We start from the raw sequence: 16,584 nt of genomic DNA, 5'->3' as shown, positions 1-16,584 counted from the left end.
CGGGATCCTCTCTAGCGGGGGGCGAGGGCCCGGACGGCGTCCTGGATCGACACCTCACCGCCCGGGATGAGCGCGAGCACGGGCGTGTCGAGCCCCGCGTCCACGTACTGCTGGACGCGGGCCCGGCAGGTCTCCGCGTCGCCGTGCACGACCAGGGCGTCGACCACCTCGTCGGGCAGCGCCTTGAGCGCGCCCTGCCGGTCGCCGGCCGCCCACGCCTCGTGCATCGGCCGGAGCAGCTCGCCGCGGCCCAGCCAGTCGTGGAAGGCGGCGTAGACCGGCACGTTGAGGTAGGTGGCCAGCATCCAGCGGGCCATCTCGCGCACCTTGTCGACGTCCTCGCTCACGCACACGAACAGGCGGGCGATCAGCTCGGTCTCCGGGCCGATCTCTGCCCGCACCTTGCCGACGTCCTCGGGCGCGAGCCAGTTGGTGATCGCGCCGTCGGCCTCGGCGGCGGCCAGGTGCAGCATGCGTGGCCGGAGCGCGGCGAGCACGATCTTGGGGGCGATCTTCGGCGCGCGCTCCAGCTTGAAGCCCTTCACCGCGAAGGTCTCGTAGGTCTCGCTCACCTTCTCCCCGGCCAGGGCGCGCTTGAGGAAGCGCAGCGTGTCGCGGGTGCGGGCGTACGGCTTGACGAACTCGCCGGCGTTCCACTGCTCGACGATCGCCGGGGAGGAGGCGCCGATGCCCAGCACGAACCGCCCGGGCGCCAGGTCGGCGAGGGTCGCCGCGGACATGGCCAGCAGGCCCGGCCCCCGGGTCGAGACCGGGACGATCGCGCTGCCCAGCCGCAGCTCCGGCGCCCATTCGGCGGCCAGCGCCAGCGGCGTGAAGCCGTCCACCCCGTTGACCTCGGCCGACCAGGCGTCGGTGTAGCCGAGCGCGGCCAGCTCCGTGACGAGCTGTTTCGACTGGGCCAGCGAGCGGTCGAAGAACGGGATCGTCATGCCCCATGCCATGGCCAACCTCCAGAGAGCGGTCCGGTGCCTGCACCATACCAACCGGTATGTAGGGGTGCGCCAGAGCTTCAGCGCCCCCAGAACGGCCCGGCGGAGCACCGGCGACCCCGGAGACGCTCCCAGCCGGCGCCAGGGCCGCACGGGCGTTTCTGGGACGGCTCAGGCCCTGAGCTCCTGGATCGCCGCCAGGAAGTCCTTGGTGATTCCCCGCAACCCCGGCAGATGAGACAACCCCACCAGCCGATCCACCATCGCCACCGAAACCTCGATCAGCCGATACGTCTTCTCGCAGCCCGGCGAATTGTCATGCACCCAGAACAGGATGATCCCCATCGACATCAACCACAGCAGCTCGGGCAACTCCCGCCGCAACTCCGGATCCATCCGGCCTTTCGCCCCCTCGACCACCCGCCGGTAGATCGAGATCGCCGCCTCCCGCACCGGCGAGGACTGCGCGCTGAACGGGCTCAACGGATTGTCCGGCTCGGCCGCGTGCTTGAAGAACTTCACCGCGAACCCGTGATACGGCTCCGACACCTCGACCCACGCCTTGAGCACGCCGCTCAACCGGGCCGCGAAAGCCGTCTCGGTCGCGAGCAGCTCCCGGCAGGCCTCCTCGTGCGCCGCCTGCGCGCGGTCGTAGTACGCCTGGATCAGCGCTTCCTTGGAAGCGAAGTAGTAGTAGGCGTTCCCCACGGAGACCCCCGCCTCGGCGGCGATCGCCCGCATCGTGGTCGCCTCGTACCCGCGCTCCCGGAACAGGCGCAGCGCCGTTTCGACGATCACCTCGCGGGCGTTCCCTCGGGGTTGGGACACACCGCCCAGCCTACCGAAAGTCATGAATTGGCACGGTGATCACGGTCACCTGGCAAAGATCGCCACGGTACAGGAATGAACCACTGTGCGCAGTGGGATTGATGTTTCTGGCGGAAGGGCTATGTCCGCAGAGAAAGCGATAGACATGTGGATACGGCTCCTTGGAGTAACCCTTCTGGGCGCAGTGGTCTCTGTCAACGCACTGGCTTCGGCGGCCTCGGCCGCACCGGTGACACCCCGGCACGACTCGGGACGGCATGCGCCGCCGCCGACCATCCGTACCTACGACTTCTCGGGCGTCGTCCAGGCCGCGCGCTGGTACGCGGGAAAGGTGGCCACCAAGGCCGCGGCCGCTGAGCTCGCCCGGCGACCACGCCCGGCGCCACGGACCGTGCGCGTCTCGCACGGCCACGCCATCCGCGCCCTGAGCTCGGCCGGGTTCCGCTGGAAGTCCAGCGGGCGGTGCGTGGACCGGCGGGTCCGCTGGTGCACCTCGCTGCAGGCGGTCCGGTCCGACACCATCCACGACGCCATCGCGCTCAAGCGGGCCAGCGGGTGCCCGATCATGGTGACCGGCGGCACCGAGGCGGGGCACGCGCCCGGCCACTTCAGCCACGCGCGGGGGTACAAGCTCGACATCGCGCACAACGGGTGCATCGACCGGTTCATCACCGGCAACTATCCACGGGTCGGGGTGCGGAGCGACGGGTCCCGGCTGTATCGCTCACCAGGCGGCACGGTCTTCGCCGACGAGAGCGATCACTGGGACATCCTGTTCCGCTGACCGTTCCCGGCTCGTCGACACCGCCTGCCGTACGGCAAGCACAGGCCCGGCTCGGCCACCGCCTGCCGTACACCCGGAAAAGGCCGAGCCCGGCACCCCTTCTCAGAGGTGCCGGGCTCGGCGGGGACGGTCAGAGCTCGGCCGCGATCAGCTCAGCGATCTCGGCGGCGTTCAGCGCGGCACCCTTACGCAGGTTGTCACCGCACACGAACAGGTCGAGCGTGTTCGGGAAGTCGATCGCCTGGCGGATCCGCCCGATGTAGGTCGGGTCGGTGCCCACCACGTCGATCGGCGTCGGCCACACGCCGTTGGCCGGGTCGTCCACGAGCACGACGGTCGGCGCGGCCTCCAGGATGCGGTGCGCGTCGGCCACGGTGATCTCCCGCTCGAAACGGGCGTGGACCGCCAGCGAGTGGGTGGTGACGACCGGCACCCGGACACAGGTCGCGGAGACCTTGAGGTCGGGGATGCCGAGGATCTTGCGGGACTCGTTGCGGAGCTTGAGCTCCTCGGAGGCCCAGCCGCCGTCCTTGTAGGACCCGGCCCACGGGATCACGTTGAACGCGATCGGCGCGGGGAACGGCGACTCCTCGGTGAGCTTGTTGCCGAGCGCCTTGCGCACGTCACCGGCGGTCGAACCGACCGTACGGTCACCGGCGAGCGCCTCGATCTCGTCGTAGAGCCGCTCCGGACCGGCCACACCGGCGCCCGAGACGGCCTGGTAGGAGGCCACGACGAGCTCGGTGAGCCCGAACTCGGCGTGCAGCGCGCCGATCCCGGCCATCATCGACAGGGTGGTGCAGTTGGGCGTCGAGATGATGTTGCGCGGCCGGTTGCGCACGTCCTGCGGGTTGACCTCGGGCACCACCAGCGGCACGTCGGGGTCCATCCGGAAGGTGCCGGACTTGTCGACCACGATCGCGCCACGCGCGGCGGCGATCGGCACCCATTCCTTCGACACCTCGTCGGGCACGTCGAAGATGGCGATGTCGACGCCGTCGAAGACCTCGGGGGTCAGCGCCTGGACGACCAGGTCCTCGCCGCGGACCGGCAGAAGCTTGCCGGCGCTGCGGGCCGAGGCGACGAGACGGATCTCGCCCCAGATGTCCTCGCGGTTGGTCACCAAGTCACGCATCACGGTGCCCACGGCACCGGTCGCCCCCACCAGGGCGAGAGTGGGCCTGCTCATCGTCCGCTACCTCCGTACACCACTGCTTCAACCTGGTCCGAGTCGAGGTCGAAGGCCTTGTGGGCGGCGGCGACCGCCGTGTCCACGTCACCCTGACCCACGATCACCGAGATGCGGATCTCCGAGGTGGAGATCATCTCGATGTTGACCCCCGCGTTGGCGAGGGCGGCGAAGAAGGTCGCCGTGACACCGGGGTGCGAACGCATCCCCGCGCCGATCAGCGAGATCTTGCCGATCTGGTCGTCGTACTGCAGCGACTCGAAGCCGATCCGCTCCTGGATCTTCTTCAGCGCGGTGAGCGCCGTCGAGCTGTCCGTCGTGGGCAGCGTGAAGGAGATGTCGGTGCGTCCCGTGGCGGCGGCCGAGACGTTCTGCACGATCATGTCGATGTTGACTTCGGCGTCGGCCAGCGTTTTGAAGATGGCGGCAGCCTCTCCGACCTTGTCGGGAACCCCGACAACGGTGATCTTGGCCTCGCTCCGGTCGTGCGCGACGCCGGAGATGATGGGCTGCTCCATCTCGGTTCCTTCGGTGTAAGGGTCGGCCACGACCCACGTGCCTTCCTTGGTGCTGAAAGAGCTGCGCACGTGGATCGGCAGGTTGAACCTGCGAGCGTACTCCACGCAGCGCAGGTGCAGGATCTTCGCGCCGCAGGCGGCCATCTCCAGCGTCTCCTCGTAGGAGATGCGCGGGATCTGACGCGCCGCGGGCACGATGCGGGGGTCGGCGGTGAAGATGCCGTCGACGTCGGTGTAGATCTCGCAGACGTCCGCGTCGAGCGCCGCGGCCAGGGCGACGGCGGTCGTGTCGGAGCCGCCGCGGCCCAGGGTGGTGATGTCCTTGGTGTCCTGCGAGACGCCCTGGAAGCCGGCGACGATGGCGATCTGGCCCTCGGTGAGGGCGTCCTGGATCCGGCTCGGCGTCACGTCGATGATGCGCGCGTTGCCGTGCGAGGAGGTCGTGATGACCCCCGCCTGGGAGCCGGTGAAGGACCGCGCCTCCGAACCCAGGTTGGCGATCGCCATGGCCAGCAGGGCCATCGAGATGCGCTCGCCGGCGGTCAGCAGCATGTCGAGCTCGCGCCCCGGGGGCAGCGGCGACACCTGCTCGGCCAGGTCGAGCAGTTCGTCCGTCGTGTCACCCATCGCTGAGACGATCACGACGACGTCGTTGCCGGCTTTTTTCGTCGCGACGATCCGCTGCGCGACCCGCTTGATGCAGGACGCGTCGGCGACGGACGAACCACCGTACTTTTGCACAACGAGCGCCACGAGAGTCTCCCGGTTTGGACTGTGAACGGCCAGTCTACCGGCGACCTCCCGGACGCCCGCTGAGCCGGACCACTATGTGGACAACGCCTCTTCGGCCACGTCAAGACGGGTGTGCGCGGCCAGAGCCTGCAACGCCCGCATGGCGGCGCCCGCGTGGTTGCCCCAGGTGTTGAAGTAGGAGTACTGCCACCACCACAACGCCTCCAGCGGGCGGCCGGCGCGGAAGTGCCGCAGCCCGTGGACGAGGTCGGCGGCGACCGCGGTCAGGTCGTCGGACAGGCGGTAAGGGGTGACGCCCGTGTCCTTGTACGGGTCGAAGACCTCCGCGTAGTCGTCGACCGCGCCCAGCCGTTCGGCGAGAGCCGTACGGACGCCGTCGAGGTCGGGGTCCTCACCGATCGCCGGTTCGAGGTTGCCCGCCAGGATGACGTCCTTGCTGGCGCCCAGCTTGGCGCCGGCCAGGCTGACCTGGGCGACCTCGACGAGCAGCAGCGACCAGATCGCGTCGCCGCCCTCACCGCAGGCGACCCGGGTCAGACCGTCGATGAAGTCCTGCGCGTGACCTGCGGTCTCCTCCGCGAGCGTGCTCCAGTGGTCAGACATCCAGCAGCCTCCGTCCTTCGAAAGCTCGGCCGAGCGTGACCTCGTCAGCGTATTCGAGGTCACCCCCGACCGGCAGCCCGCTGGCCAACCGTGTCACTTTGATGCCCATAGGTTTGATGAGGCGCGCGAGGTAGGTCGCGGTCGCCTCTCCCTCCAGGTTGGGGTCGGTGGCCAGGATCAACTCGGTCACCCGGCCGTCGGCCAGACGCGTCATGAGCTCCCTGATCCGCAGGTCGTCGGGGCCGACGCCGTCGATCGGGCTGATCGCGCCGCCCAGCACGTGGTACGTGCCGCGGAACTCGCGCGTCTTCTCGATCGCGACGACGTCCTTCGACTCCTCGACGACGCAGATGACGTGCGTGTCGCGCCGCGGATCGCGGCAGATGCGGCACTCCTCCTCGGAGGCGACGTTCCCGCAGGTCCGGCAGAACCGGACCTTCTCCTTGACCTCCAGCAGCGCGTGCGCCAGCCGCTTGACGTCGGCGGGATCGGCCGCGAGCAGGTGGAACGCGATCCGCTGCGCGCTCTTGGGACCGACGCCCGGCAACATGCCCAGCTCGTCGATCAGATTCTGGACGACCCCTTCGTACATGGCCTAGAACCCCGGCAACTGGCCGAGGCCGCCGCCGCCTAGCCCCTGCGCGAGCGGGCCGAGCTTCTCCTGCTGCAGGTCGGCCGCGGCGCGTACGGCGTCGCGGACGGCCGCGATGACCAGGTCGGAGATCGTCTCGGCCGTCTCCTGCGGGTCGGCGGCGTCGATGACGGTGGGGTCGATCTTGAGTTCGAGCAGCTCGCCGGAGCCGTTCACGACCGCCTTGACCAGGCCGCCGCCGGCGGAACCCTCGATCTGCGCGTCGTTGAGCTCCTGCTGGGCGTTCACGAGCTGCTGCTGCATGAGCTGCGCCTGCTCCAGCAACTGCTGCAGGTTGACATCCCCTGGGTTCACCGGTGTGCGCTCCTCGTGGCTCCGACTATTTGCAACTCCCACGAGCCTACGGTGTTTGAGCGCCGCCACGCACTGCGGCACTGAGGTGTCGGCGCGACGGCCGGTCGGCGGGCCTTTTCATGGCCGGGTGGTGCGGGCATTTATGGCCGGGTTCCGGCCCCCCTCCAGCGTCCGGAACCCGGCCAAGCGTCGGCCGGAGCGGCCGCACCATGCCGACGCGCCCAAAGAGAAGGTAGCGACTCCAACGTTGCGCACACGTTGCACTCAAGCAATCACCAAGCGCAATCTCCGGAATCGGTTGCGGCGGCACACCAATCGTCCGATGCTCACACATGTGACTGCCGACCTCGACGAGTACTCACGTCGGCTCCGCAACGCGCACGAGTCCGACGCCCCCTATCCCGGCCCGCGCCCGGAGATCTCCGAATCCTGGGGTCGTTCGTTCCAGGCGGGCGTCAGCATGCAGACCGCCGTCGCCCCGCTGGTCTACGACTCGGGCACCGTCGGCGACGTCCGCCGATCACACCCGCTCGACCCGCTCCTGCCCACGATCACCGGCGCGCTCCGGCGGATGGCCGACGAGACCGCGCACATCATGGTCATCACCGACGCCGGCGGCGGCATCCTGTGGCGCGACGGCCACGCCGCCACCATGCGCATGGCCGACCGCGTCGGCCTCGCCGACGGCCACCTGTGGGCCGAGGGCAGCGTCGGCACCAACGGCATCGGCACCGCCCTCGTCGCGCGCAAACCCGTGCACGTCTACTCCGAGGAGCACCTGCTGCCGGCCCTGCACGTCTGGTCCTGCAGCGGCGCCCCCATCGTCGACCCCGACACCGACCAGGTCCTCGGCTGCATCGACGTCTCCGGCCTGTCCCGCAGCCTCCACCCCGCCACCGTGGCCCTCGTCGGCACCGTCGCCCGGCTCGCCGAGAGCCAGCTCGCCCTGCGCATGTACGAGCGTGACCGCGTCCTGCGCGAAGCCTTCCGGCACCGGGGCGGCGTCCTCATCAGCTCCACCGGCCGCGTCCTCGCCGGCGACCCCGACGGCCGGCTCGGCAACCGCATCGCCGTGCCCGGGCCCGGCGGCTACACCGTCCTGCCCGACGGCGCGCTCGGGCTCCTCGAACCCTTCCACGACGGCTTCCTTCTCTTCCGTCCCCCTGCCGCCGCCGACCCGCCGCCGCTCCGGCTCACCTTCCTCAACGACGGCGCCCCCACCGCCCAGTACGGCGAGCGGACCCTCCTGCTGTCGCCCCGGCACGCCGAGATCCTCGCCCTCCTCGCGCTCCACCCCCACGGCCTCACCGGCGAGCAGCTCTCGTACTACCTGTACGGCGACGAAGGCAACCCCTCCACCCTCCGCGCCGAGATCCACCGGCTCCGTGCCCAGTTCGGCGGCATCGTCGAGGCCAAGCCGTACCGGCTCAACGCCCGGGTCGAGGCCGACTTCCTCGCCCTCAAGGACCTGCTCGCCACCCGCCGCACCACCGCCGCCGTCACCCTGTACGGCGGGCCGCTCCTGCCGCGCTCCGAGTCCCCCGAACTGCGGCGCGAGCGCGACGAGCTGGAGATCCAGCTCCGGGGGTGTCTGCTGGCGTACGGCACGCCGGAGGACCTCTGGACCTACGCCCAGACCCTCAACGGCCGGGAGGACTTCGAGGTGCTCGAACAACTCACCCAGGACCTCCCCGCCCACGACCCCCGCGCCTTGGCCGCCCGCAGCCGCCTCACCTTGGACTGACCGGCGGGTATCGGGCCTTGCGAGATGCCGTAAGGGACCCTCTGGGGGCCGCCGCGACCTGACCGATCTTCGGCCGGCCCCGCTGCTACGTGTGGTCGATCTCCCCGATCACCACGGCGCCCAGTTCCCGCTTGAGCAGTTCCATCCCGCCGACCTCGTCCACATCGGCGTCGGCGTCGTTGAGCGGATCGACCTCATCGGCATCCGCCCCCTTGCCAGGCACAGCATCCGGCCAGGCCGAAGCCCCACCCTTACGCGGCGCAGGCGGTCGCGGCCCAGCCTGTGCAGCGGCCCGCGCAGCCGACCTGGCCGCCGCCAGCCCAGCCCCAACCACCGGCGCACCGGCAGCCGCCCCACCCGAAGCGGAACCACCCGACGCGGGAGCCCCCGAAGCCGAGGAGAACCCGTTCGCCGCCCCCATCGGCGGACTACCAGGATCAGGCTCATCCGGCGCATCCGGCCACGACTCATCCGTCGTCGGCCGAGCCACCGCCTCCGGGGCCACCCCAGAGCCACCGTTCCCCTGCCCAGGGCCACCGTGAGCCGCCCCAGCCGACTGCCCCGGCCCACCCGCGGCCTCAGCACCCCCCGAACCGGGAGCACCCGAACCAGCCCCAGGCCCACCATCCGCCCAACCCACCGAACCCGGCGCGGCCGGCGAACTCACCGCACCCGGAGCACCCGGCGACGAAGGAGAACCCGCCGAAGCCGGCGCGCCCGTAGAGCTCGGAGCGTAGGGGGCCGGCCTAGCCGACCCCCCGGGTTGAGCCCTTGGCGCAGGCGACCCCCCAACCACGGCCTCAACTCGCCAGTGCCCCCCGAGCACATCGTTGAGTACCGCCGCAACAACCGCGTCCTTGCCACCACCGGTGAAGTTCTTCATCGCCCCGACCTGGGTGAACCCAAGCGTGACGATGTTCCCCTCAACCCCCACCACCTGGGCGTTGGTGTTGACGTTCGCCCACACCACGATGCTGCGCGACTTCAAAGCCGCCAGAACCGCAGGCCACTGCGCCTGAATCCCCGCCAGCGCACTCCCACCACCCTGCGGAGCCGGAGCCGGAGCCGGAGCCGGAGCCGGAGCCGGAGCCTGGGGAACAGACGGGGCCGCCGCAGCCGCCCCCGGCCGCACCGCCTCAGGCCAGTCCCCCTCACCTTCGCCTGCCGTACCGGAGCCGGCACCCTCAACCCTGGCAACCACCTCAGCCACCGGAGGCGGAGAAGCAACCGGTGCCGGAGGCTGCGCGGACACCGGCACCTGCGGCGAGATGGCCCCCGAATGGGACGCCCCAGCGGAAGAAGGAGAAGCCTGCAGCGCCACCTGGGAAACCACGCCGCTCCGCTCAAGCCGTTCAAGGCGAGCCAGCAGCGCCTCCTCCCCCTGCGCCGCCCCGGGCAACAGAACCCGCGCACACATCAGCTCAAGCAACAACCGAGGCGAGGTGGCCCCCCGCATCTCGGTGAGCCCGGTGTTGAAGATCTCCGCCGCCCGCGTGAGCTCCGCCGGCCCCATCGAGGACGCCTGCTGAACCAGCCGCTCCAGCTCATCGCCGGGCCGGTCGAGCAGCCCGCTGCTCGCCGCCTCGGGCACGTTGGCCAGGATCACCAGGTCGCGGAACCGCTCCAGCAGGTCGGTGGCGAACCGGCGCGGGTCGTGCCCGCCCTCGATCACCCGGTTGACCGCCTGGAACACCGCCGCGCCGTCCCGGGCCGCGAACGAGGTGACGATCTCGTCCAGCAGATCGCCGTCGGTGTACCCCAGCAGGGACACCGCCCGGCCGTACGTGATGCCCGTGTCGTCGGCCCCGGCGAGCAACTGGTCGAGGATCGACAGCGAGTCACGCGCCGATCCCGCGCCGGCCCGTACCACCAGCGGCAACGCCGCCGGCTCGAACGGTACGTCCTCGGAGACCAGGATCTCTTCCAGCAACGCCTTCAGCGTCGCGGGCGGCATCAGCCGGAACGGGTAGTGGTGGGTACGCGACTTGATGGTGCCGATGACCTTTTCCGGCTCGGTCGTCGCGAAGATGAACTTCAGGTGCGGCGGCGGTTCCTCGACCAGTTTGAGCAGCGCGTTGAACCCTTCGCGGGTCACCATGTGCGCCTCGTCGATGATGTAAATCTTGAACCGCGCGGACACCGGCGCGAAGAACGCCCGCTCCCGCAGGTCACGCGCGTCATCGACACCACCGTGCGAGGCGGCGTCGATCTCGATCACATCCAGGTGCCCCGGCCCCGTCGCGGCCAGCGCCACACACGACTCGCACTCGCCGCACGGCTCAGGCGTCGGACCCTTTTCGCAGTTGAGACTTCTCGCAAGAATTCGGGCACTCGACGTCTTGCCGCACCCACGCGGGCCGCTGAACAGATAGGCGTGGTTGATCCGCCCCGACCTCAGCGCCTGCCTCAGCGGCTCGGTGACGTGATCCTGCCCCTTGACCTCAGCGAACGTCCCGGGCCGGTATTTGCGATAAAGCGCAAGGCTCATGCGACCATCCCGCCTGCAAGGGGTTCAACGAAGAGACCCCCCGCACACCCATCAGAGCCCGCTTATCCTTGCTGCCTTCCGGCCCTGGGGAGGTTCACAGGATGACGCCGCGCGAGGGGTCCCTGAACAGTCTAACGCCGTCCGGCAGTGCTCGGACCCCCGAATTCGTGGTCACTTCACCGCCGGAAGTCCGGTAAGCTCGTCGGCGGAGGATTCGCCTAGTGGCCGAGGGCGCACGCTTGGAAAGCGTGTATAGGGCAACCTATCGGGGGTTCAAATCCCCCATCCTCCGCCAGCCAAGAGGGCCCCTGCCGGGAACACCGGCCGGGGCCCTCTTGCATTGCCCCCGTTTTGTCGGCGCCTGCTGCGATCATGCCGCTCACATCGTCAAACGAGGAGCGATCATGACCGAGGCCCCCGAATCCCCCTGTTTCCCCGACTACGAGACGCTGGGTGAGATCTACTGCGTGTCCTTCGTCCGCGGCATCTCCCCGGAAGAAGCCCTCCGCCGGTTCGGCGTGGACGAGGAGACCCTGGAGGAGGTCGACTTCGACGAGCTGGGCCATCGCTCGGTGGAGGCCATGAGCGAGGACGCGGCCGGTTTCGTCGGCGCCGCCCGGATCGGCGACTGGACCGTGCTCATCGAGCCGGGCGGCTGGCAGGTCGCCGTGGACGAGGACATCTACACGCGGGTCTCACGCGGGACCGAAGTCGTGTCGGTCTGCCGCCACGAGTACGCCGAGGACTCCTTCGCCTACATCGTCGACGGCGCTCCGGTGGTCCACTTCACCCCGGACATGCCGGACGACCGCTCGGGCAGCGACCCCGACCGCTTCGTCGACCAGATGCGCGAGGTCGGGCTGGACCCCGACCACGACATCGAGGGACCGGACATCGTCGACTCACTGGGAAGCGCCTTCGCCTTGGCCGGCCACATCACCGGCCTCCCCACCTCGACAGACCTGCGCACCCTGCGCTTCCTCGGCGCGGACCCCCTCGAAAGCTGAGCAGCTAGCCGGCCACGACCGTGTCGAGCGAGGCAGTCTCCAGCGGGTCCAGGCGCACGCCCTGACCCGTCTGTACGGCATGCATGATCTCCACCTCGCTCAGCGTCGCCCGGCCCACAACCAGCCCACGCCGCTCCTCACACCAGCGCAGCAGCGAGCGAGGCTTGGCGACAGGGGCAGCGAAGTGCACCAGGCTGACGTACCAGCGGTCACGGACCAGCTGATCCCGCGTCTCGTACTCCAGATCATGGACCCCACGCTCCAGAAGACCCTGGGCGAGACGTTGCTGCAGGGTGACGATCGTGTCGCCGACCGGGCGGCCGGCCACCAGGACACCGCCCGGATGCGGCACGATCCCCACCAGGTCGATCTCGATCGGAGACAGCCCCGCGACAGCCGCCCGCAGACACTCCGCGTAGACCAGACGCCGAGGATCATCCGCCGAGATCACCGACCGATAGCGCTCCAGAGCCCTGAGCGTGAAGTGCAGCACCCGCCGGTCATGCACCCACTGCCCAGGCCCCGCCGCAACACCCGCAGAGGCCGCCAGCTCAGCCAGGCGATCCAGAACCTCCCCCGTAGGCCGGAGGATGGCCGAGGCCCCCCACCGCCCGCCTTCGTGCAGCGGCTGCTCCACGAAGGTCTGGCCAGTCTCGATGGCTTTGCGCCCGTCTTCGTACATCTGGGCGAAATCGTGCATCGAGGCATTATGTCAACGCCCTGATCATTTCGCCCGCGTCTTGAACGGCGCGGCCATGACCGCGGCGAGCACGGGAAGGGCGGCGGCGAAGGAGAGAACCGTCTCCCACGGGGTGTGGAAGGAGCCCCGGGGCGGAACCTCGAGGTAACCGACCGGGGCCGTGGCCGGCCACACCAGGAGCATCCCGACCGTCACCCCGATGACGACGCCGGGCAGCGCCCCGCACAGCGTGGCCAGCCCGGTCCGCGTGACCGCCGACAGGCGGAGGGACGGCCTGCCGGTGACGCGCGTGAGAGTGCGGGCCGCACGGCTTCGAAGGCCCGCGCGGCGGCCGGCGACGAGCCCGGCACTGAGCGCGATGGCAGCCGCTGCCGAGACGGGGACGATCCCCCTCGGGGACGGCTGGTACCCCCGCTCGACATGGACGTCCTCCTCGCCCAGGTGCCCCTCGAGCCGCGCCTGCTCCGCCTCGGTCGTGCGGTGGAGGGCGGGGTCGATGATCAGCTCTTCCGGCTGCGGGCGCATGCCCAGCTCGTGCAGGAGCTTCGTCGGAAGGAAGATGCCCTGCGTGGTGCGGTCCGAGGATCTCGCCGGGTAAGCGGGGATGGTCTTGGTCGACAGTGTGTCGTCGGGGTTGGACGGGGCGGGCTTGTATTCGATCGTGATGGCGTCGACTCGGCTGCTCAGGACCGTCGCGCTGAACGATCGGCACGCCCGGCAGCTCCCGCTCGATGGCCGCCCGGACGGGCGCGGCGTCCAGCCAGACGCGGGCGACCAGAGCGCCGGGCCGTGCCTGGGGGCGGTACTCGACCCTGTCCCGCTCGGACTCTGCGGCGGCGACGACGATGACCGTGACGGCGAAGGCGGTCGACATCAGCACGACGGCGATCCGGCCAGCCACGTGGCGCGCGTTCCGGGCCAGGTCGGCGGCCGCGAGCCGGATCACCGGAAAGAGCCGGGAGGTGCCCCTCCGCACCATGGTCAACGCGGCCGGGATGAAGGCTCCTGCGCCGGCGACGACCATCGCGCCTCCCGTGAAGCCGGCCCACTCCGCCATGGCGGTCCCGAAGTCATCGTGGCTCTCGTCGCTGCTCGTCGACCGGGCGATTACTGCCGCCACCGAGAAGCCCGTCACCATCAGGGCCGTCCCCCACCCCCGGATCCGCCACCTCCGGTCGGGGCGATCGGCCGACGCTCTCGCCAGAACGACCGCCAGCCACGAGAGCGCCGCAGGCGCCCCAAGGAACACGCCCACGAACAGGGCGGACATTAAGTCGGTGCCATCATTCGCCGAGCGTACGGAGCCACCTCCGACCGATCAAGGGCGGGCGAACCAGCGGGCCGCTGACGGGGTGAGGAGCAGGATCACCAAGGTCAACGGGAGGAGCAGCTGCGGAAACGCCGCGGCCCAGCGGAAGGGGCCGTCGACGGTGAGGGCGGCGAGTCGGACGGCTTCGCGGAAGGCGACGACCGCGATGATCCCCCACCGCCCCGAGGGCCAGAGGTAGAAGAAGCGGATCAGCAAGATCGTGGTCACGACAAGGGCGATCAGGTAGAGCACACCCGCGACACGGAAGTCCTGGCCCATGGACGCGAGAACGGCAGGGCCGGCCACGAGCCAGACCGTGCTGAAGAGGATCTCGAGCAGCAGCAGGCGACGGCTGACCCGGACGGCCAGGGGCGGGGTCAGCGGTCGAACCAGCGGGCGGCCGGGGTGCGGCTGAGCAGGATGACGACGATGAGCGGGAAGCCCAGGCTGAACAGGTTCCCGATGCCGTTCTGGCCGCCGTCGAGCTCGATGAGCTCGTAGATCCAGGTCAGCACGCTGAAGCCCTCGGCGGCCAGGGCGACGTAGCGGGCCCAGCGCTTGCGGGAGCGGAAGCGGAGGGCGGCGAAGAGGAGGAGCAACAGGCCGAGCAGGGCGGGAATGAGCATCAGCAGCTCCAGCCCCACGCCGGCGCTGAGCAGCGTGGGGATGACGAAGGCCAGGGCGAGCAGCCCGAATCCCACCTGGACGAACATGATCACCCGGGCGGTGGACACCTCCGAGGGGAGGTACTCCTTCGCCGGAGCAGGCGGCGGCAGCTTCGGGGTTTCCGACATTCAAGACCTCAAGGGAGAAAGCGCGACTGGGGGGAGCCTGATCATAAGAGCCGCCCAGCCGGCCCGGCTAGGCCAGCGAGGTCACGAGTTCTCCCTGCTCGAAGCGGCGGACGGCGACGAGCCGGCCGGCGGAGAAGCCCTCCACCCGGATCGGGCGGGAGCCGAGGTCGAGCGAGACCTTGGCGACGCCGTCGACGTCGACCGAGGCCCGGGGGCGGCCGTCGACGTAGACGTCCGCGCGGTCCACGCCCTCGGCGGTGATCTGGAGGTCACCGGTCCCGAGCGTGACCTCGAAGCTTCGCCGTACCCCTCGGGAGAGTTCGGCGCCCGCACGGGCGAACAGGTCACGCGAGCCGTGCAGGACGTCGTCCCGGGTGGTGGCGTGGACGAGGTCGGCGGCCACGCCGAAGTCCTCGATGGCGACGCCGGCGGCCGGGCCGACGCGCAGCAGGCGCATGATGGCGACGGACAGCCCGGCCCCGCCGGGCAGCGGCCGGTAGGGGAACTCGCCGGGCGCGTTGAGGACCTGGAGGAAGGTGGTGTGCTTCCAGACCGCCGCGCCTCCGGCGCCGGTGGTGGGGTCGGTGCCGATGACGGGCCCGAGCCGGTGGTCCTGGAAGCCGGCGGCGAAGATGTCCGCGGCGGAGTAGCTGCGCGCGTCGGTGAGCAGGACGAGCGGCCCGAGGTAGGACTGCGGGACACGGGCCAGGTCGCGCGCGTCGGTGATCGGCAGGCCGGCGGAGTACGGCGAGCCGGTCTCGATGGCCTGTTCCAGCGACGGCACCCAGCCGCCGAGCCAGTCCTGGCTCCGGCAGATGCGCAGGTTGAGCTCGGAGCTGAGGAACTGCAGCGGCTCGGAGGCGAGCGGCCCCGGGGTGAGCGCCTGGAGGCAGAGCTCGGCGGCTTCGGCGTATCCGCCCCCGTTGCCGCGGATGTCGAGGATCACCCCGGCGGGCGGCATCTGGCCGAGCAGCCGGATGAACTCGTTCACGAACAGCGGGATCGCCACGTCCCCCGGCAGGTTGTCGGGGTGGAAGCTGCGGATGCGCAGGTGGCCGAAGTCGCCGCTGGGCGTGGTGAGCACGCGGGCCTCGAACATCTCGGCCAGTTCGCCGCTGACCGGGATGTCGCCGGGGCCGGCGACCACGGTGGCCCCGGCGTCCTGCTGTTCGGCGATGTGCGGGGCGAACAGCAGGGTGCGCAGCCGGGCGAGCTGGCGGCCCTCGATGTCCACCGCGAGCGTACGGCCGGCCCCCACCGAGCCGTCGGCGGCGGCCGGGGCGAGCCCGGCGGGCACGAGCCATTCGGCGGCCACCGCGCCGGGCTCGCCGTCGAGGTCGAGGAAGTCGATGAGGATGAACTCCTCGTCCGGCGGCCCGCCGAAGGCCAGCGAGCGCACGGTGAAGGTGTCGACGGCACGGGCGTGCCGCGCGGCCGGGTTGGCGCCGGGCAGCCGGTCGGCGTAGAGCTGGACCGCCCGGTCCATGGGCACGCCGTTCCAGCGCAGCAGCTCGACCCCGGGACGGAAGCGCCCGGCGGGCGGCGGCCGGCCGTCGGGCGCGTAGAGGTAGCGCCGCCGCCCGCCGGCCGCGAAGTCCTTGATCCGGAAGGGCAGGAAGGCGGCCGCCCCGGAGAAGGGCGCGGGCAGCGAGTAGCGAGTGTGCAGGTCACGCAGCGAGTTGAAGATCGACACCAGCTCGGCGTGGAACTCCCACTCGGGCGTCTCCGGGCGCAGCCGCGCCAGCAGGAGCCGCAGCCGCTGCACCGGGTTGATCGCGTACCGCGTGGTCTTGAGCGGCAGGTTGACGTAGTTGCGCTCCAGCACCAGCAGCGCCTGCTCGGCGATGGCCCGGCGGCCTTCGGGGGCCAGCCGGCCCGCGGTGGCCAGGAACCGCGCCAGCGGGACGGCCGCGACGGTGTCCTGGAGCGTGATGGTTTCCACGGTCATGGCGCGATTGTGGGCACCGGCCC

16 protein-coding genes, 1 tRNA gene and 1 other RNA gene are annotated in these 16,584 nt (G+C 70.5%); 4 read left to right on the top strand and 14 right to left on the bottom strand.

Annotated features, from left to right (window positions below; translation table 11 throughout):
• Positions 1–11: 11 nt before the first annotated feature.
• Positions 12–950, bottom strand: a complete 939-nt coding sequence (locus AB0I67_RS26995) for an LLM class F420-dependent oxidoreductase (protein WP_357928519.1) — start codon at positions 948–950, stop codon at positions 12–14.
• 171 nt (positions 951–1,121) lie between these two features.
• Positions 1,122–1,778 (bottom strand): TetR family transcriptional regulator, encoded by a 657-nt coding sequence (locus AB0I67_RS26990; protein WP_357928517.1) that lies wholly within the window; start codon positions 1,776–1,778, stop codon positions 1,122–1,124.
• A 184-nt stretch (positions 1,779–1,962) separates the two neighbouring features.
• Between AB0I67_RS26990 and AB0I67_RS26985 the strand changes: the two genes are divergently transcribed.
• Positions 1,963–2,562 (top strand): hypothetical protein, encoded by a 600-nt coding sequence (locus AB0I67_RS26985; protein WP_357928514.1) that lies wholly within the window; start codon positions 1,963–1,965, stop codon positions 2,560–2,562.
• A gap of 130 nt (positions 2,563–2,692) precedes the next feature.
• On the opposite strand, the gene AB0I67_RS26980 is transcribed toward AB0I67_RS26985, so the two are convergent.
• The 5 genes from AB0I67_RS26980 to AB0I67_RS26960 form a co-directional block, all read right to left on the bottom strand.
• Positions 2,693–3,751 (bottom strand): aspartate-semialdehyde dehydrogenase, encoded by a 1,059-nt coding sequence (locus AB0I67_RS26980; protein WP_357928512.1) that lies wholly within the window; start codon positions 3,749–3,751, stop codon positions 2,693–2,695.
• Positions 3,748–5,022 (bottom strand): aspartate kinase, encoded by a 1,275-nt coding sequence (locus AB0I67_RS26975; RefSeq protein WP_357928509.1) that lies wholly within the window; start codon positions 5,020–5,022, stop codon positions 3,748–3,750. The genes AB0I67_RS26980 and AB0I67_RS26975 overlap by 4 nt, the downstream gene beginning before the upstream one ends.
• Before the next feature lie 72 nt (positions 5,023–5,094).
• Positions 5,095–5,625 carry a DUF5063 domain-containing protein gene (locus AB0I67_RS26970; RefSeq protein WP_357928507.1) on the bottom strand — a complete coding sequence of 177 codons (531 nt, stop codon included), beginning with the start codon at positions 5,623–5,625 and terminating at the stop codon, positions 5,095–5,097.
• On the bottom strand, positions 5,618–6,217 hold the full coding sequence (recR, locus tag AB0I67_RS26965; protein ID WP_357928505.1) for a recombination mediator RecR: 600 nt from the start codon (positions 6,215–6,217) through the stop codon (positions 5,618–5,620). The genes AB0I67_RS26970 and recR overlap by 8 nt, the downstream gene beginning before the upstream one ends.
• A gap of 3 nt (positions 6,218–6,220) precedes the next feature.
• Positions 6,221–6,571: a YbaB/EbfC family nucleoid-associated protein gene (locus tag AB0I67_RS26960; protein ID WP_357928502.1), complete on the bottom strand. Its 351-nt coding sequence runs from the start codon at positions 6,569–6,571 to the stop codon at positions 6,221–6,223.
• Positions 6,572–6,905: 334 nt separating this feature from the next.
• On the opposite strand from AB0I67_RS26960, the gene AB0I67_RS26955 reads away from it, so the two are divergent.
• Positions 6,906–8,315 (top strand): GAF domain-containing protein, encoded by a 1,410-nt coding sequence (locus tag AB0I67_RS26955; RefSeq protein WP_357928500.1) that lies wholly within the window; start codon positions 6,906–6,908, stop codon positions 8,313–8,315.
• A gap of 85 nt (positions 8,316–8,400) precedes the next feature.
• On the opposite strand, the gene AB0I67_RS26950 is transcribed toward AB0I67_RS26955, so the two are convergent.
• The gene (locus AB0I67_RS26950; RefSeq protein WP_357928498.1) at positions 8,401–10,803 is read right to left on the bottom strand and encodes a DNA polymerase III subunit gamma and tau; all 2,403 of its coding nucleotides are present in this window, start codon (positions 10,801–10,803) and stop codon (positions 8,401–8,403) included.
• 28 nt (positions 10,804–10,831) lie between these two features.
• Positions 10,832–10,927: signal recognition particle sRNA small type (ffs, locus tag AB0I67_RS26945), an RNA gene on the bottom strand.
• An 83-nt stretch (positions 10,928–11,010) separates the two neighbouring features.
• Here ffs and AB0I67_RS26940 point away from each other — a divergent pair.
• Both AB0I67_RS26940 and AB0I67_RS26935 read left to right on the top strand, forming a co-directional pair.
• Positions 11,011–11,098, top strand: a tRNA-Ser gene (locus tag AB0I67_RS26940).
• A 109-nt stretch (positions 11,099–11,207) separates the two neighbouring features.
• Entirely contained in the window at positions 11,208–11,810 is a 603-nt protein-coding gene (locus AB0I67_RS26935; protein ID WP_357928496.1) for a DUF6461 domain-containing protein, read from the top strand.
• Between the two features lie 4 nt (positions 11,811–11,814).
• Here the strand turns inward: AB0I67_RS26935 and AB0I67_RS26930 are convergent, their stop codons facing one another.
• The 5 genes from AB0I67_RS26930 to AB0I67_RS26910 all read right to left on the bottom strand — a co-directional run bounded on the left by AB0I67_RS26930 (position 11,815) and on the right by AB0I67_RS26910 (position 16,561).
• On the bottom strand, positions 11,815–12,510 hold the full coding sequence (locus tag AB0I67_RS26930) for a hypothetical protein (protein ID WP_357928494.1): 696 nt from the start codon (positions 12,508–12,510) through the stop codon (positions 11,815–11,817).
• A gap of 24 nt (positions 12,511–12,534) precedes the next feature.
• Entirely contained in the window at positions 12,535–13,035 is a 501-nt protein-coding gene (locus AB0I67_RS26925) for a hypothetical protein (protein WP_357928491.1), read from the bottom strand.
• Between the two features lie 793 nt (positions 13,036–13,828).
• Positions 13,829–14,125: a hypothetical protein gene (locus AB0I67_RS26920; RefSeq protein WP_357928488.1), complete on the bottom strand. Its 297-nt coding sequence runs from the start codon at positions 14,123–14,125 to the stop codon at positions 13,829–13,831.
• 71 nt (positions 14,126–14,196) lie between these two features.
• Complete coding sequence (locus tag AB0I67_RS26915) at positions 14,197–14,613, bottom strand: hypothetical protein (RefSeq protein ID WP_357928485.1); 417 nt, start codon at positions 14,611–14,613, stop codon at positions 14,197–14,199.
• A gap of 67 nt (positions 14,614–14,680) precedes the next feature.
• Positions 14,681–16,561 carry a S41 family peptidase gene (locus tag AB0I67_RS26910; RefSeq protein WP_357928483.1) on the bottom strand — a complete coding sequence of 627 codons (1,881 nt, stop codon included), beginning with the start codon at positions 16,559–16,561 and terminating at the stop codon, positions 14,681–14,683.
• Between the last annotated feature and the right edge of the window lie 23 nt (positions 16,562–16,584).

Source organism: Nonomuraea sp. NPDC050310 (assembly GCF_040655795.1).
Classification (GTDB): domain Bacteria; phylum Actinomycetota; class Actinomycetes; order Streptosporangiales; family Streptosporangiaceae; genus Nonomuraea.
Note: the sequence above shows the minus strand (reverse complement) of the source record. Positions and strands in the feature narration are given on the sequence as shown.

Bases quoted from the DNA above. Each gene is read 5' to 3' on its own strand.
- AB0I67_RS26930 (WP_357928494.1), bottom strand. From the start codon at position 12,510: ATGCACGATTTCGCCCAGATGTACGAAGACGGGCGCAAAGCCATCGAG.
- AB0I67_RS26995 (WP_357928519.1), bottom strand. From the start codon at position 950: ATGACGATCCCGTTCTTCGACCGCTCGCTGGCCCAGTCGAAACAGCTC.
- AB0I67_RS26950 (WP_357928498.1), bottom strand. From the start codon at position 10,803: ATGAGCCTTGCGCTTTATCGCAAATACCGGCCCGGGACGTTCGCTGAG.
- AB0I67_RS26970 (WP_357928507.1), bottom strand. From the start codon at position 5,625: ATGTCTGACCACTGGAGCACGCTCGCGGAGGAGACCGCAGGTCACGCG.
- AB0I67_RS26915 (WP_357928485.1), bottom strand. From the start codon at position 14,613: ATGTCGGAAACCCCGAAGCTGCCGCCGCCTGCTCCGGCGAAGGAGTAC.
- AB0I67_RS26925 (WP_357928491.1), bottom strand. From the start codon at position 13,035: ATGCGCCCGCAGCCGGAAGAGCTGATCATCGACCCCGCCCTCCACCGC.
- recR (WP_357928505.1), bottom strand. From the start codon at position 6,217: ATGTACGAAGGGGTCGTCCAGAATCTGATCGACGAGCTGGGCATGTTG.
- AB0I67_RS26980 (WP_357928512.1), bottom strand. From the start codon at position 3,751: ATGAGCAGGCCCACTCTCGCCCTGGTGGGGGCGACCGGTGCCGTGGGC.
- AB0I67_RS26935 (WP_357928496.1), top strand. From the start codon at position 11,208: ATGACCGAGGCCCCCGAATCCCCCTGTTTCCCCGACTACGAGACGCTG.
- AB0I67_RS26910 (WP_357928483.1), bottom strand. From the start codon at position 16,561: ATGACCGTGGAAACCATCACGCTCCAGGACACCGTCGCGGCCGTCCCG.